This is a genomic window from Candidatus Laterigemmans baculatus, from assembly GCF_010367455.1.
In the GTDB taxonomy this organism is placed as follows: domain Bacteria; phylum Planctomycetota; class Planctomycetia; order Pirellulales; family Pirellulaceae; genus Laterigemmans; species Laterigemmans baculatus.
Window position 1 is genome coordinate 1 of record NZ_WRPR01000090.1, and the last position, 15,549, is coordinate 15,549.

The following is a 15,549-nucleotide window of genomic DNA, read 5'->3' on the forward strand; positions in this document are numbered from 1 at the left end:
CCCTCACCCTAACCCTCTCCCCCACGGCTTGGCTGCGGAACTTTCGTTCGCAGCCAAGCCGCGGGGGAGAGGGGACCGGAAAACTGCACGACCCCCCCGGGAGGTTCGCGAGGAACGAGCGGGGAGGGGCCGGTAGACGCTCGCGCGATGAGTGCGTGTGACCCTTTTTCCTCAACGAATTGGCTTCTTTTCTAACGGCACCATCGAGAGTTCGTGCCGAAACCCATTGCCCTCCCCGGGCCGAAGAGCCCGACCCTCCCGGGGGGAGGGTGATGGCGTACGTTTTCTGACCGAGCCAGCGGCCCAACGGAGACGCCAAAGCTCGATGCCCACGCCCACTCTCGCGCCCACGCCCACTCTCGCGCCGCAGGGGCGCCCGGTGCCACTGTTGGAGGTGCCACTGTTGGAGGTGCCGCAGTGAGTGGGCCGCAGTGAGTGGATCGCTCGGGCTACGGCAGAGCCTTTTCCTTCGACTGCACACCGGCGAGGCTCGAGTCGCCGCCTTCGGCCCTTTGGCGAATCACGCTGAACGAGCCGTCGGTCTCGAGCACGACCGCTTCGATCTCACCGACCGCCGGGGCGCCGGCCGAGCGGATCGCGGCGTGAATTTCAGCATCGGTGACCCGCGCCTGCCGCATCGCGGCGCGGAGCATCTCGCCTCGATACAACAGCAGCACCGGGTCGCCGGTGACGACGCGGCGAACCCACTTCGTCCGGACGCTCGACCAGGTGACGATGAACTGCAGTCCGATCAGCACCGCGAACGCGACCGCCCCTTCGGCGAGCGCGACTTGTTGATTGAGCAGGATCGTCGCCAACGTGGAGCCGAGAGCCACGGTCACCACCAAGTCGAAGGCGTTCATCTTCGAGAGCGTACGCCGCCCCGAAATCCGCAAAAAGAACACCAGCACCACGTAAGCCAAGACGCCGATCAGCAGCGTCCGGTTGATGCCTTCCCAACCGTTGAAGAAGATCTTGTCCATACCTTCCGTTCTCCCCTCTGGTGCTTACAACCAGTGTTCGCAGCAGGACGACTCGCCGGTTAGAGAATCTCGCCGTCGGGATCACAGTAGCAAGCGTCGGCCCCATGCTGCTGCCAACGGTCCTTGAGCGAGGCCAGTCGCTGGAGATGCTCGGCGATCGCCTCGCTGCCGGTGTAGCTCGCCCCGTCGTCCCAAAGAATCGGCGGCTGGGCTTCGGCGGGCAACTCTCCCGGCGGCGTCTCGTCCTCGATCCGCAGCGTTCGGTGGGCGAGCCTCAGTTCCCGCAGCCGCGCGGCTACTTCGTCGCAGACCGAACAGCCATCCTTGCGGTACAGCGTCAACATTGTCCTGCCCCTGGTTCCGTGTGCAGAGTCGCCTTTCGCTCCGCGAAAGTAGCGGGCTTGCGCTACTTTCGCGGAGCGAAAGGCGACTAAGGAAAAGCGACTATCAGTGCTTTTTTCAGGCCGAGCCGGCAAAGGCGCGGACGTCTTTATCGAGTCTCGCGATCCGATCGGCCAGCGTCTGCTTGGCCGCTTCGAGGTCGCTCGACTGGGCCGCGGAGAGCCGGGTGAAGATATAGAACTTGACCTTGGGTTCAGTTCCCGACGGACGGACCGCCACGTAGTTGCCTTCCTCCGCCAGTTCCAGAATCACGATGTCGCCCACCGGACCGTCGAGCTTTTCGGGATTGCCGCTGCCGACGGCGAACTGCTGGCTGTTGAGATAATCGCGGACGCGGCTCACGCCGAGGCCAGCCAATTGGGCGGGGGGGTTGTTGCGGAACGCGGCCATCAGCTTTTGCATCGCCGCCATCCCTTCGCTCCCTTCCATTTGCACGTTGATCAAGTACTCAGCGTGGTACCCGTGCTGTTTGTAAAGGGCGTCGAGCTGTTGGTGCAGCGTGCGGCCTTCGCTCTTGAGCCGCGCGGCCAGCTCACACATCAGCATGCAGGCGACCGGCGCATCCTTGTCGCGGACATAGTTGCCGACCAAGTATCCATGTGATTCCTCGGTGCCAAAGACGAATTTGTCGGGTCCCTCGGCATCCATCAGGCCGGCGATCCACTTGAAGCCGACCAGCAGATTGCCTTCGCAGCGGACTCCATACTGCTCAGCGATCCTCCGCACCAGTTCGGTGGTGACGAGCGTCTTGACGACATAATTGTCCGACGACAGCGTCCCCGCATCCTGGCGGCGGGAGAGCACGTAGTCGGTCAACAAGGCCCCGATCTGATTGCCGTTGAGCGTTCGCCACTCGCTCGACGCGTCGAGCGTCAGCGGGGCGGCCACCCCGAGCCGGTCGGCATCGGGATCGGTTGCCAGGACAAGCTCGAATCCGTGCTCGCGGGCGTACTCGATCGGCTTGGTGAAGACGCCCACGTTTTCCGGGTTCGCCGAATTGCCGGGGACGTTCGGGAAGTCCGCACTCGGCTCCGCGTGCGGCCCATAGACTTCGACCTGCGTGAACCCGTCGCGCTGCAAGACGGGGACGGTCGACGAAGCGCCGACGCCATGCAGTGGCGAATAGAGGATGCGGAGATCCCGCGGGCCGCTTGAGGCACACGCCAGCACCGCGTCGAGGTACGCCGCGTCGACTTCCGCCGTGCAGATTTCGACGCGGCCGTCGGCCAACGCTTCGGCAAAGGGGACGACGCGAATCTCTTCGGTGTTCATCACTCGCTCGATGATCGCCTTGTCGTGCGGCGGCAAGACCTGGCCGCCGGTGCTCCAGTAGACCTTGACCGCGTTGTCGCTCGGCGGGTTGTGGCTGGCCGTGACCATGATCCCGCAATTGCACTCCTTGAAACGCACGGCGAAGGAGAGTTGGGGCGTGGCGCGGTAGTCGTCGAGGAAGTAGACCTGGAACCCGGAGGCCACCATGATGCCGGCGCACAGTTCCGCGAACTCGCGGGAGCGATGCCGCGTGTCATATGCGATCGCGCACGAGAGCGGCTTCCGCACGTCGCTCTGCTTCGACTGTTCGACGATGTAGTCCGCCAGCCCCTGGGCGCTCTCGCCGATCGTGCGGTCGTTGATCGCGTTGGAGCCGATCGGGTACATCCGCCCGCGGCGTCCACCGGTGCCGAACGGGATCACGGTCCAGAATGCATCGTCGAGCTTCTGCCATTGCTCCTGGATGACGTGCCGCACGATCTCGTGGCGGTAGTCGGCGTAGCGTTCCTCCTTCAGCCACTTCCGCAGATTTTCGACCGCCGTGTTGCTCAGCCGGCCCGACTCAAAAGCCTGATCGATGCGGAGAAGTGCTTCGGCGACGCTGATTTCAGGAGCGAGTTCGGTCATCGGATTCAGCTCGGCAGTAGTCCAGTGAACAGATTTCGGAGGTCGGGGGGACGGGTGCCACAGTCTAGGCGCCGGCGGGCCGTTCTGAAAACCGCCGATGCCCCGGGGATAAACCGAGCCGGAGCGGGTACGATTCAGCTCAGGTGTGAGGCAACCATCATCCCGTTGCCCCGGGGCCGGCGTGCAATTTTTGAGGAGCGAGTTTCCTGTGTCTGGACTGATTATCAGCGTCAGTGGTCTCCGCGGGATCGTCGGCGAGACGCTGACGCCCGAAGTCGCTTCGCGCTACGTGGCCGCGTTCGCAACCGAGATTCCGCCGGGACCGATCGTCGTCGCCCGCGATGGGCGTGCCACCGGAGCGATGCTTCGCGACACTATCGTCGGCACCCTCGCAGCGTGCGGTCGTGACGTGATCGACTGTGGGGTCGCCGCGACGCCGACGGTCGGGGTTTTTGTGCGGGAGAGCGGGGCGGCGGGGGCCGTGCAGATTTCCGCCAGCCACAACCCGCCCGAATACAACGGGATCAAGCTCTTTGGTGGCGACGGTCGCGTCGTCGGCGCTGCGGCCGGCGGTCAGGTTGCTGAGCGGTACCGAGCCAACCAGCCTCGCTGGGCTCGCTACAGCGAACTCGGCACGGTGGCCCGCGTCGGCGATCCGCACTCGGGACACCTCGAGGCGGTTCTGCGGACGGTCGATGTGCAGCGGATTCGCGGCCGACGGTTTCGCGTGCTGATCGACAGCAACCACGGCGCCGGGAGCTTGCTCGGCACGCGATTGCTCGAAGACCTCGGCTGCGAAGTCGTCGTCATGGGGGGAGTCCCCGATGGTCAATTCGCACACCCCCCCGAACCGACCCGAGAGAATTTGGTTACGGTGGGTCAGCGGGTGGTCACGACCGGCTGCGACCTCGGTTTTTGCCAAGATCCCGACGCCGATCGTTTGGCGCTGGTCGATTCCAGCGGGCACTACATCGGCGAAGAGTACACGCTCGCCTTGTGCGTCCTGCGGCGATTGATGGATGTCCCGGAATCGGCCACCGAGCCTCCGCCGACGGTCGTGATCAATTGCGCGACGAGCGGGATGACCGAATGGCTCGCCGCCCGCTCGCGAGTTCGCTGCGTGCGGAGCGCCGTCGGCGAGGCGAACGTGGCCGACCGGATGATCGCCGAAGGAGCGATCTACGGTGGCGAAGGCAACGGCGGCCCGATCGATCCCCGCGTCGGCTACGTCCGCGACAGCTTCGTTGGCATGGCCCAGATCCTCGACCTGCTGGCCCTCTCCAACCGCACGCTCAGCGATTTCGTCTCCGAGATCCCGCAGCTCTCGATCGTCAAGTCGAAAACGACGCTCGCCGCCGAACATCTGCCGCGAATCTTCGACTTGCTCGAAGCCCGAATGGAGGCACCGGCGGCCGATCGGCTCGACGGCCTGCGATTGGCGTGGGAGGGCCGCTGGTTGCTGGTCCGCGGCAGCAACACCGAACCGATCGTGCGGCTGATCGCCGAAGCGGGCAGCGACGAAGACGCCCAACACCTCTGCAACCAAGCCGCCGCGATCATCGAGGAAGCCACCGCCTAAGCGGCTCGCCTAAGAGAACCGCCTATGCGGATCGCCTAAGCGGATCGCGGCTAGGTGGTGGCGGTCCGAGTGGCGAGTGGCTCGGTGGCTGCGTGGTGCGCGGCTCGGTTGCGTGCGATCCAGACGCTGCAGGGAGCATGTCGGAGAACGAATCGCGAGACGCTCCCGAGCAGCATTCGTCCGACCAGGTTTCGCGGTGCTTCCCCGACGACGATCAGATCGCACTGTTGTTCCTCGACGAAGCGAACCAGCCCTTCGCCCGAGTGCGGATTTTCCACCGTGTGCGGATAGGTGTTGGGAACCCGCTTGTTCAACTGCTCGGCGGCTTTCCCCGCCGTCTCCATGGCCGCGTTGCGGATCGCTTCGAAGTGGACGTCGGTTTCGTGAAACAGCCCAGCGAGGTAGGAAACGACCGAGACGACGTGGAACTCGGCTCCCGATCCCCAGTTGACCTCCCCCACTTCTTCCAAGGCTGCCTCGGCGGTGTGGGAGCCCTCGTAGCCAATCGCGATTCTCAGAGGCCGCCTCGAAGCGGCGGTTCCGCTGCCCACCGCTTCGTCCGTAGGCCGCCCGCCGCCGCGCCGCGTCTCCTCTGTCCGCCCGCGGGGTCGCACGACCAGCACGCTGCAGTGGGCGTGGGTCGCCACGTAATCGCTCGTGCTGCCGAGTAGCAACCGCTCGACCCCCGAATGGCCGCGAGCCCCAAGCACCACCAGATCGGCCTGCTCCTCCTTGGCGACTTCGACGATCGTATCGCCCCGAGCCCCTTCACGAATGATCCGCCGCGGTGTTAGCGGAACGTGCTCGAAGTAGGCATCGATTTGCTTCAGATTTTCCGTGGCCACCGCCTTTTCGTGGGCAATCGCCTCCACCAACCACTCCCCCGACAAAAAGCTGTCGTTCACATAGGGAATATCGACGACCGTCAGGACCGTCACCTGCAGCTTCCCGATCCCCGGCAAGCGTGCCAGGAACGCAGCCGCCTCCTCGGCATAGGAAGAACCATCGCTGGCTAACAAGATGTGTCTCATCGCACCTGCTTCCCCCAAAAAGGATCCACGAAGAAACCCAGCTAGCGCATCAAGGATGCACGGAGTGTGCCTCCGTGGCACAGCAGGCGTTATAGGTCCTGCCAGCCCACTCCTATTTTACCACTGCCCACCCGAGAGGGTGCCGTTCTAGCGCGTCGCGGTACCGGCTCAGCGGGCGTTTTCGCGAGCCAGCCCCGAGGGCGTTTCCCGCTCGAGCAGCCGTCCGACATTGGTGAACTCTTCGGCCAACAACATCAGCACGTCGTCGACACTCAGCAGCCCGACCAGTTGCTCTTCGCCGTCGACGACCGGCAGCCGCCGAAAGCGTCCGCTCCGCATCAGCGTCAGGGCCGATTCGATTGAGTTTCCTTCGCTCACGGTATGCGGATCCCGCGTCATCACTTCCTCGACCGTCGTCGACGCCGGATCGCGTCCCTCGGCGAGGACCCGTTCGACCAAGTCGCGGTCGGTGATGATTCCCCGCGGCCGCTTGAGCGCGTCCAAGATCACCAACGTGCCGACGCCTCGATCGCGCATGCGACTGGCCACCTGCAGAATCGTCTCGTCCGCATCGGCCAGATCGACTTCACGCACGCAAATACGTCCGACGCTCATCGCATTCCCCTCGGCAACTGGCGGACACGAATCACAGCTATCGCTTTGAACGGGGCAAACGCTGCGCCTCGAAAAAGGCGAGCCAGACTTGCCAGCCGGCGCTACAATCCAATTGGCTGCGATTCTCGTGAGTCCTCGCACAGCGTCTCGACAGAATCGCGGAGTCCATCGGAGAGAAGAAGCGGTGCGAATCATCATTGCGACCGACGGCTCGGAAGATGCCAGGCAAGCCGCTTGTTTTTTTTCGCGATTGCCGCACGACCAGCCGCTGGAAGTTTCCGTGGTCACGGTCCTCGATGCGACGGAGCATTATTCGAGCACGCCGTCCGAAGCTTGGTATCCGGAGTATGTCGAGCAGCAGCAGGCGCTAGCCGAGCGGAGCTATGCCCGAGTGGCGGAGGTTTTTGAGGGAGCGAACGCCCGCTTGCGGAGCGTCAAGCTCCAAGGCGATCCCGGTGAAGCCATCGTTCAACAAGCAGCCAATGACAAAACCGATCTGATCGTCCTCGGCGCCAAAGGGCATTCGGCGATCGAGCGGGCGCTGCTCGGAAGCGTGAGCCAGTTCGTGGCCACGCACGCCGACTGCTCCGTGTTGGTGGTTCGCCCGCCGGCCCCGGGGCACGAACTGGAGGAAACGCTGCGAGTGACGGTGGCTTACGACGGTTCGGAATCCTCCGAGCGGGCGATCGAGCAATTCTTTCGGTTCAAGTGGGGCGCGCGAGTGCTGGTCCAAATCCTGTCGATCGTTCACGAATACCGTTCCTTCCGCCCCGAGCCGACTCCGCCGGCGATGCAGCAGACCGCCGAAGTGCGTCGAGCGATGGGCGAGAAAGCTCAGGCGATGGCGGGCCGCTTCCAGCGGGGGCACATTCAAACCAAGAGCCGAGTCGCCAGCGCCGATCATGTGGGCGAGGCGATTGTCACGATGGCGAAGGAGCACCGGAGCCACCTGGTCGTGGTCGGCAGCACCGGTCGCCGTTTGCTTTCGCGGATCCTGCTTGGAAGCGTCACAAGCTTCGTGATGCGGCACGCGAAACAGTCGGTCTGGATCGGTCGCCAGCGAAAAGTCTGAGCAGCACCATAGTCGCCTTTCGCTCCGCGAAAGTAGCGTTTCTGCACAACTTTCGCGGAGCGAAAGGCGACTATGGCGGAGCGAAAGGCGACTATGGCGGAGCGAAAGGCGACGATGCTTTTGCGGAGCGAAAGGTAGGGGTTTAGCGGTCGAACGTGGCGAACGGATGGGAGCTTTCGTGCTCGGCCAATTGTTCGGTGGTCAGGGGATGGACGGCGGAAGTCTCGTCGAACCAGATCCACTCGTCGAATTGGCCGGGGAGCGAAGCGTCGAAGTAGTGGCTCAGCCGTTCGCTCTCCGGCCGATAGATCACGCCGATCGCGCGTTCCAGCCGCCGCGCCGCCAGGGCCGAAGTCAGTTGCGGGTGGGACGAGCTCGAGAGCGGCAAGAAGAAGGCTTCGATCTCGGCCAGGTGCATCAGCCGCTCGTAGCTGTCGGGATGCGAGGGACGGACCTTTTTGAACTGCATCGCTCCTTCCCATTCCGATGCAGCGGCAACCGTTCCATGGTCGGTGCCCTGGCCGATCGCATACACCTGACTTCCGTAGGCTTCCCGGCAGAGCTGGCCGATGTTGATCTGCCCGTACTTGCCGAACTGGGTTGCCGCGGCGTTGCCCAGATGGGAGTTGTGCTCCCAGACGACCGCCTTCGAGTCCGGGCCGTAGCGCTGCAACAACGACTCCAGCGTCTCATACATGTGCGTATCGCGGTGGTTCCACGACTCGTTCGCACCGTAGTACATGATCCGGTAGTACTGCTCCGCATCGGCGACGAGCCGCGCGTTGAGTTGGGCGTCGAACAGATCCTCCCCATTCCGCATCGCCGCTTCGGCCTGCCGCGCCGACAGCTCGCGGAGCATCTTGACCGCTTCCTCTTCGCAGCTGCGGTACCGTCCGCTGAGGGCCGCTTGGCCATAGATCGCCGGATCCGATTCCCAGGGCGTCAAACATCCGTAGCGAGTTCGGGCGATCGCGGCGGCTTGAGGATCGACATCGTCCAAGTACTCCAGCACGCGATGGATCGAGGTGAACAGGCTGTAGAGGTCGAGCCCGTAAAAACCGACGCGCTGCTCTCGCGAGGGCCGCGAAAGATTGAACTCGCGCAGCCAGTGGATGAAGTCGAGCACTTCTTCGTTCCGCCACATCCATGTGGGAAAGCGCGAGAAAGCCTCCCACTCGTGTGGTTCCGCCCGCTGCCGGTGGGTCACGAAATCGTGAATCCGGTATGCGTCGGGCCAGTCCGCTTCGACGGCGACAAAGTCAAAGCTCCGTTGTTCGATGAGCGACTGAGTGATTATAGCGCGGATCCGATAGAACTCCGACGTCCCATGGCTCGCCTCGCCAATCAGCACGATCCGCGCGTCGCCGATGCGTTTCAACAGCGGCTCGAGGTCGGCCGATTCGATCGAGGAGATCGGTTCGGCCACCTCGCGTATCAGGTCGGGCAGGCTAGGCCGCGGGCGGTCGGTGCGCACTGCGGTCCGGGAGCTGGCGGGCGGGGAGTTGGCGGGCGGGGAGTTGGCGGGCGGGGGGTTGCCTTCTTCCTCGGCTGGCCATGCCGCTTCACCGATCAACGGCACGAACCGCACCGCCCCCAACTCTTCATACTCGTAGTCGTTCTCCTCGCGGCGAATCACCCGCATCAGTTGCTGGGCGTCCTCCTGCTGGCCCACCGGGATCACCAGCCGCCCACCGATCCGGAGTTGCTCGAGCAGCGCCGGGGGGACGCGGGGACTTCCCGCAGCGACCACGATAGCGTCGAAAGGGGCCTCGTCGGGCCACCCGAGCGTGCCGTCGCCCCAGAGCACGTGCACGTTGGCGTACCCCAGTCGCGACAGTCGCTCGGTCGCTAGATCGCTGAGCTCACGATGCCGCTCGATCGTGAAGACTTCTTTGGCGATCTGCGCCAATACGGCCGCCGCGTACCCCGAACCGGCTCCGATTTCCAGCACTCGATCCTCCGGTCCAATCTCGAGCGCTTCGGCCATGTGGGCGACGATCAGCGGCTGGGAGATCGTCTGCCCGAGGCCGATTTCCAGCGGCGCGTTGCGGTAGGTGAACTCCCGCATCTCCTCGGCCACAAAATCCTCCCGTGGCACGCTCCGCATCGCCCGCAAGACTGCCTCGTCGCGAATCCCCAACATCCGCAATTCGCGTTCGACGAGCTGCTCACGCTGCCGCTGAAAATCGCTCGCCGCGAGCTTCTCTCGGTCCGATACCATTGCTCTCGCACTCCTGCCTGGGTCGGTCGGAACTTCCGGTGCAGTCGGCTGCTGAGAGACCGTGCAGTGCGAGCGGCGTGCCCGCACGCGGTTCAAAACCGCCAGCCGCAGGGCATCGGCGCTCCGCTAGGGGACGACCGAGATCTCATTGGTCACCGAGATCACCCCGGGGGCTGCCCAGGCGGCCCGCTGGGCGGCATTCCGCTCGGCCCAAGACCGCACGTTGCCGCGCAGGATGATCGCTCCTTCGTGGGCTTCCACGCTGACTCGCCGGGCGTCGATCTCGGCGTTTCGCCGAAAGGCGGCCTCGATCATGCTCCGCACGTCGGCTGGCGCCGCCTGCGGTTTGACCTGGATGTTGTTGGCCACGCTGACGACGCCCGTCAAATAGCGGACGGCGTTCTCCGCCGCTTTCTTCTGATACTGCCACTCGACCTCGCCGTCGAGTTTGACCCATCCGTGTGTCACCACCACCTGGATCCGATCCTCGGGGACCACGTGGCTCGCTTCGAGCGCCCGCAAGCACGCGGCCGCGATCGCATCATCCTCCCGCTGACTCTCGTCGGGAAGCTTGACTTCCAACTCGTTCGCCACCGCCTTGCAGCCGTAGACCCGCTTGGCCGCTTTCTCGGCTGCATATTTCTCGGCGAACGAGGGAACGTGTCCGCTGAGGGTAACCACTCCGTCTTCGGCGGTCACGCCAATGTGCGCCGCCGTCACGCTCGGCTCCCACTTCAACTCACCCAAGACATTCGCTTGCAGAGTGCTGTCATCCTTCATCGCTCAACCCGACTGCTACCGCGGCGATTTGAACAGATCGAGAAAACGATCCTCGTATTCATCAAAGACCCCATGGCGATCGAGTTCTTGCTTGAGCTCAAACGCACGCGAACGATCCTGTGCCGACTCTTCGAAGAGTTTCTCAATTCGGCGGCGGTCGGCCGGGTCCAATGTCTCCTCCTCGAGAGAGGTTGGATATTCCGGCTCTTCCTCTTCTTCGAGCGCCTGGCGGCCGTACGTTTCCTCGACCTGCGCGAGCAACTCACCCAGCTGTTGCTCTAATACCTGCGACTGTTCGCTGATCTCGTTGAGGTCGATCTCCACGCCAGTCATTTCGGAGAAGACCTCGAGAATGGCTCGCGAGGCTTTGGGGAAGGGAAGCTGGCTAAAGATATCGGGCATTTCTCCCAGCAGGCAGATACCGCTCATCTTCGCATCGGCCGCGGCTCCCAACAGGACTCCATTGAGCCCTCCGATCCGGCCCTCCTCGAGAATCTCCAAGTCCAACCGTTTCAGTTCCGCCAATGCCGCTTCGTTGGTCGCCGCCCCACACACCCGCGCTTCGTGTTCGGGATGCATTTGTGTGGCCCAAGCGGCAAAAGTCACCACCCGCTCAATTCCAAATTTCTGCGCATACACCATCAACTTTTGGCAGAACGCATACTTGCCCAGCGGCGGCTGCGCCTCACCGATAAACACCACCAAGTCATGCTTCTCCTTGGGGTCTCTCCAGATATACAACCGATTGCGGGGACGCCGACCGGCTTGCACGATGCCATCTTTGACTTCGACATGGTCCACATCGAACAGCTCGCTCACCTCGAATTCGGCCAGGAGGTTCATGTGGAGTTTGGCCATCAAATAGATCCCGGCGTTGACGGCAACGCCTCCCATTCCCGGCCAGACGGCGACCAGCCACGGAGCGTTCAGTTGGTTCGGTTCGTCCATGCCGTGAATCCTCACAGGTTGGTTGTCGGGGTGCCGTAGGATTTGCTTGCAGCGGCCGCTCTCCGCGAGGCGTCGCGGAGCAGTTCCACCACCTCCTCGTCGGTCACTTGATCAAAGTTCTGATAAAATTGGCCGACCGCATAAAAGAACTGTGGCGTGAGCAGGCAACGGGTCTCATCGCACCACCGCCGCACTGCGGCCAGACGTTCGGGCGTCGCGACCGGAATCGCCGCGATCAGTTCCGCCGGGTGCTGCATCGCGACCGCCTGCAGGGCCGCAATCATGGTCGCTCCGGTCGCCACCCCATCGTCGGTCACGATCGCTGTCCGCCCGGCGATGGGAGCCGCAGCACGGACCGCGCGAAACAGCTCCTTGCGGCGGGCGATCTCCTCGAGCTCGTGGCGAAATTCCTCGTGAACCCACTCTTCGGCGAGGGGATTCAACTCGGCTTCGGATTCATTGAAGTACACGTCGCCGTTCTCGGCGACCGCGCCGATCGCCACCTCGGGATCGTGCGGAACGCGGATCTTGCGGGACAGCACGATGTCGCACTCGACGCCGAGCCGGCGGGCCAGTTCCGCAGCGACCACCATCCCGCCGCGGGGGATCCCCAGCACCAGCGGCTGTGTCAGCTCTCGCCCGGCAATTGTTGCGGCCAACTGCCGAGCAGCATCGACGCGATCTTTGAACATGGCAGCAGGCGATTGGAGGAACGGAACGTGGAAGGGAGTCTCTGGCCTTCCCCCTCCATTTGCACTCTCTGTTCCAATTCGGCCATCTTCGTTGCCCCAGCTCCTCGGCGGAGTAAATCGCCCCGGCTGCCGATTGAACCCCTGGGCGAGCGCCCCCCTCGGTAGAGTGCCCCCTCGATGGAGTAAAGGACGGTCTCCTCGCCTTCCTGCCCCCCGCCCGTTTGGCCGGAGGGGGCTCGCCGCCACCAGGGGGAGAAAGTGCCGGGCAAGGCGCGCGGTCTTGCGCGCCCGGGGTGTGCCACGGTCGACCGGTTCCGGCGCGCTGGCGGGGCCCGGCGGAGCCCGGAGCAGATCCGAGCTAAAGGGTGGGTATGCGATGGTGAAAACTTTCTCGTAAATGAGTTGAAACGGTTCCGCCAAAGACGTCACCCTCCCCCGGGAGGGTCGCGAGGAACGAGCGGGGAGGGGCCGGTAGACGCTCGCGCGATGAGTGCGCGTGACCCTTTTTCCTCAACGAATTGGCTTCTTTTCTATGGCTCAGTGGAGAGTTCGTGCCGAAGCCCATTGCCCTCCCCGGGCCTAAGAGCCCGACCCTCCCGCAAGCGGGAGGGTGATGTTTTGAGTCGCCGTTTTTACCTTAGGCGACCTTCTCCTCCGGGCTTTTCACCATCCCAGGGTGGGTATCTTCGGGGGCTTTGGCCGCGTGCGATTTGGCGGGTGGGACCTCTGCCAGCGTCGCCGCTCGCCCCCCATCGACTTCACCATTCTCCGCAATCGTAGCGTGAGTCTTGCGCTTCTCCCGGCCGCGTCTAGCTCTGTCAGAAAACCCTGAGCCGACGGCGCTAGCCGCGGGTGCTGCAGCAGAAATCTCAGGGCTGCGACGCCCGAGGCTAGCGCCTACGGCTCAAAGGATCGAAATCGCCGAGTTTTCTGACAGAGCCTAGCGTCCCTCGAGCGTCCCTAGCAGCGGACGATGAGAAGACGCAACGCCCCCCCTCTGTGACTATTAGAACCAGCTCTGGAGTGCAGCGGCCGCCCTCTCCCGACAGCCCACTTCGGCGGCCACGCTCCCACGACGCTCCTCCGCTGTGTGCGATACCGCGCACAGTGGGCTGTTCCTGCCTCGCTGTGAACACTTTGTCTAAAAAATACCCCCCTTTTGCTGTAGCACTTGACCGACGATGCGGTACACTCAGGGCACGCGAAGTGGGAATCGCTGAGGGTGTGAGAGTCGTCTGGCGACTCATACACCTGCACACGCGAGCTCGACGGTCGGCGGATACGAGAGTCCGATGGAAGCACTTTCTCCGTTTGAGCGATATCAGGATCTCCAGCGGTATGTCGGCTGGTCGGCCGAGGATGCGAGCCGGATGTTGGCAGCCGGTCCGCTCGTCGCCGGGCATTTTTCCACCTTGGCCGACGACTTTTATGAAGAGATCGATCGCCATCCCGACGCTCGCAAAGTCATCACTGGAGGCCAGCCCCAGATCGTCCGCTTGAAACGGACGATGGTCCGCTGGATGGAGGAATTATTCTCCGGCGAGTACGACGAGCAGTACGTGCTCCGGCGGTGCCAGATTGGGCACCGGCATGTCGAGATTGGTTTATCCCAGGTGTATACGATCGCCGCCATCTCGCGGCTCCGCAGTGGCTTGATGGACGCGGTGGGGCTGAAATGGCAGGGGGATTCCGAGGGCCTGCTGGCCACGCGGATGTCGGTCAACCGTTTGCTCGACCTCGACTTGGCCCTGATCGAAGACGCCTACCAGGCGGAATTCCACCGCCGAGAGCAATCGGTCCAGCGGCTGATCACGATTGGTCAGGTGGCGGGGGGGATTGCGCATGAACTTCGCAACCCCCTGAATATCATCAAAACTTCTACTTATTTTCTCCTCAATTCGCAGCATGCACCTCCGGAAAAGGTACGATCGCATCTTGAGCGGATCGACCGCCAAGTCAACAGTTCCGACGCGGTCATCGCGGGCTTGAATAGTTTCGCGCGGCTTCCGGTGCCTGAGTTACGCCGAGTCGATATCCGTCAATTCCTCAAACAGTTGACCGAGACTCTCGAGCTGCCGCAGGAGATCACTGTCCAAACTCAAACCACCAAGGACGCAGGAGAAATTTTTGGCGACCCGCAGCAGTTATCAATCGTTTTTTCGAATCTGATTCGCAATGCGTGTGACGCCATGCCTCAGGGAGGAAGGCTGCAAATCGCGGCGGACCTAGCGAAACAAGGAGTCGAGATTTCCGTCCGCGACTCAGGAGTAGGAATGGATAAGGAGATTCTTCAACGTGTGATGGATCCGCTCTTTACCACGAAAGCCAGAGGGATTGGCTTAGGGTTATCGATCAGCCGCGCGATTGTTGAAAAACATCACGGCCGGCTGACGGCAAGCAGTGAAACCGGGAAGGGGACCACTTTTACGGTCTGGCTCCCGGAAGCGACCGACATCCCTACAGGCGACTGATCCGTGAGAATTCACGTACCGCGTTTATTGATTGTTGATGACGAACAAGATATCTGCGCCAATTTGGTCGATATTTTTGGCGACCTTGGTTATGAGGTTACCGTGGCCTATGACGGCCCCACGGCACTCGAGATTGCCGAGCGGGAAACGTTCGATATCGCGTTATTGGATTTACGGATGCCAGGCATGGATGGCTTGGAGTTGTTCAAACGTTTGAAAAAAGTCGCTCCCGGAACCGCGACGATCATCATCACTGCCTATGCCTCCGGCGATACGGCCCGCGATGCGGTCGAAGCGGGTGCCTGGGGTGTGATGAGTAAGCCGGTGGACCTCAAAACCTTATTCAAAACGGTCGAAGACGCCCTCGAGCAACCGCTCGTGCTGCTCGTCGACGATAACGACGACCTCTGCCGCTCGCTCCGCGACTTGCTGCTGCAGCGGCGGTACCGCGTTTGTGTCGCGCGCGATGCGGCCGAAGCCAAGGAACAGCTGCTGCGCCAAGACTTCCAGGTCGTGCTGCTCAACCTGACCCTCTCCGGCGGCAGCGGGAGTGAACTGCTGCAATCGGTGCAGTCCGAGTCACCGCACTCGCGAACGATCCTGCTCACCGGTCACCGCCCGGATGTGGCCGAGGGCCTCCGCGAAGCGATGGCCAGCGGTGTCAACGCCGTCTGCTACAAGCCGTTCGATCTGGCCGGTCTGCTGAACATCATCGGTTCGCTCTCCACCCCCGCAAACCGCTAATGCTAGGCCCTGTCAGAAAACCCTGAGCCGACGGCGCTAGCCGCGGGTGCTGCAGCGACCATTTTCGGGGCTGCGAGGCCCGAGGCTAGCGCCTTCGGCTCAAAAGACTGAA

General features: G+C 63.1%; 13 protein-coding genes. 4 read left to right on the forward strand and 9 right to left on the reverse strand.

Features of this window, described 5'->3' with window-relative positions:
* Positions 1-449: 449 nt before the first annotated feature.
* The 3 genes from GNK13_RS16880 to GNK13_RS16890 all read right to left on the reverse strand — a co-directional run bounded on the left by GNK13_RS16880 (position 450) and on the right by GNK13_RS16890 (position 3,284).
* The gene (locus GNK13_RS16880; protein WP_164103734.1) at positions 450-983 is read right to left on the reverse strand and encodes a DUF421 domain-containing protein; all 534 of its coding nucleotides are present in this window, start codon (positions 981-983) and stop codon (positions 450-452) included.
* A 59-nt stretch (positions 984-1,042) separates the two neighbouring features.
* Positions 1,043-1,327 (reverse strand): glutathione S-transferase N-terminal domain-containing protein, encoded by a 285-nt coding sequence (locus tag GNK13_RS16885; RefSeq protein ID WP_164103735.1) that lies wholly within the window; start codon positions 1,325-1,327, stop codon positions 1,043-1,045.
* Between the two features lie 115 nt (positions 1,328-1,442).
* Positions 1,443-3,284: a phospho-sugar mutase gene (locus tag GNK13_RS16890; RefSeq protein WP_164103736.1), complete on the reverse strand. Its 1,842-nt coding sequence runs from the start codon at positions 3,282-3,284 to the stop codon at positions 1,443-1,445.
* A 208-nt stretch (positions 3,285-3,492) separates the two neighbouring features.
* Between GNK13_RS16890 and glmM the strand changes: the two genes are divergently transcribed.
* On the forward strand, positions 3,493-4,863 hold the full coding sequence (gene glmM / locus GNK13_RS16895; RefSeq protein ID WP_164103737.1) for a phosphoglucosamine mutase: 1,371 nt from the start codon (positions 3,493-3,495) through the stop codon (positions 4,861-4,863).
* Between the two features lie 50 nt (positions 4,864-4,913).
* Here glmM and GNK13_RS16900 read toward each other — a convergent pair whose 3' ends face one another.
* Positions 4,914-5,894, reverse strand: a complete 981-nt coding sequence (locus GNK13_RS16900; RefSeq protein ID WP_164103738.1) for a universal stress protein — start codon at positions 5,892-5,894, stop codon at positions 4,914-4,916.
* A gap of 168 nt (positions 5,895-6,062) precedes the next feature.
* Positions 6,063-6,509 (reverse strand): CBS domain-containing protein, encoded by a 447-nt coding sequence (locus GNK13_RS16905; protein WP_164103739.1) that lies wholly within the window; start codon positions 6,507-6,509, stop codon positions 6,063-6,065.
* Positions 6,510-6,693: 184 nt separating this feature from the next.
* Here GNK13_RS16905 and GNK13_RS16910 point away from each other — a divergent pair, with 184 nt between their 5' ends.
* Entirely contained in the window at positions 6,694-7,581 is an 888-nt protein-coding gene (locus GNK13_RS16910) for a universal stress protein (RefSeq protein WP_164103740.1), read from the forward strand.
* A 142-nt stretch (positions 7,582-7,723) separates the two neighbouring features.
* Here the strand turns inward: GNK13_RS16910 and GNK13_RS16915 are convergent, their stop codons facing one another.
* From GNK13_RS16915 to GNK13_RS16930, 4 genes are all read right to left on the reverse strand, one after another.
* On the reverse strand, positions 7,724-9,802 hold the full coding sequence (locus GNK13_RS16915) for a protein-L-isoaspartate(D-aspartate) O-methyltransferase (RefSeq protein ID WP_164103741.1): 2,079 nt from the start codon (positions 9,800-9,802) through the stop codon (positions 7,724-7,726).
* 126 nt (positions 9,803-9,928) lie between these two features.
* Positions 9,929-10,582: a BON domain-containing protein gene (locus GNK13_RS16920; protein ID WP_164103742.1), complete on the reverse strand. Its 654-nt coding sequence runs from the start codon at positions 10,580-10,582 to the stop codon at positions 9,929-9,931.
* Positions 10,583-10,597: 15 nt separating this feature from the next.
* Positions 10,598-11,530 carry a proteasome assembly chaperone family protein gene (locus GNK13_RS16925; RefSeq protein ID WP_164103743.1) on the reverse strand — a complete coding sequence of 311 codons (933 nt, stop codon included), beginning with the start codon at positions 11,528-11,530 and terminating at the stop codon, positions 10,598-10,600.
* 11 nt (positions 11,531-11,541) lie between these two features.
* Entirely contained in the window at positions 11,542-12,222 is a 681-nt protein-coding gene (locus GNK13_RS16930) for a phosphoribosyltransferase (RefSeq protein ID WP_164103744.1), read from the reverse strand.
* Positions 12,223-13,514: 1,292 nt separating this feature from the next.
* On the opposite strand from GNK13_RS16930, the gene GNK13_RS16935 reads away from it, so the two are divergent.
* Both GNK13_RS16935 and GNK13_RS16940 read left to right on the forward strand, forming a co-directional pair.
* Complete coding sequence (locus GNK13_RS16935; RefSeq protein WP_164103745.1) at positions 13,515-14,693, forward strand: sensor histidine kinase; 1,179 nt, start codon at positions 13,515-13,517, stop codon at positions 14,691-14,693.
* Between the two features lie 3 nt (positions 14,694-14,696).
* Positions 14,697-15,437, forward strand: coding sequence for a response regulator (locus GNK13_RS16940; RefSeq protein WP_164103746.1), 741 nt, complete (start codon positions 14,697-14,699; stop codon positions 15,435-15,437).
* Positions 15,438-15,549 lie beyond the last annotated feature (112 nt).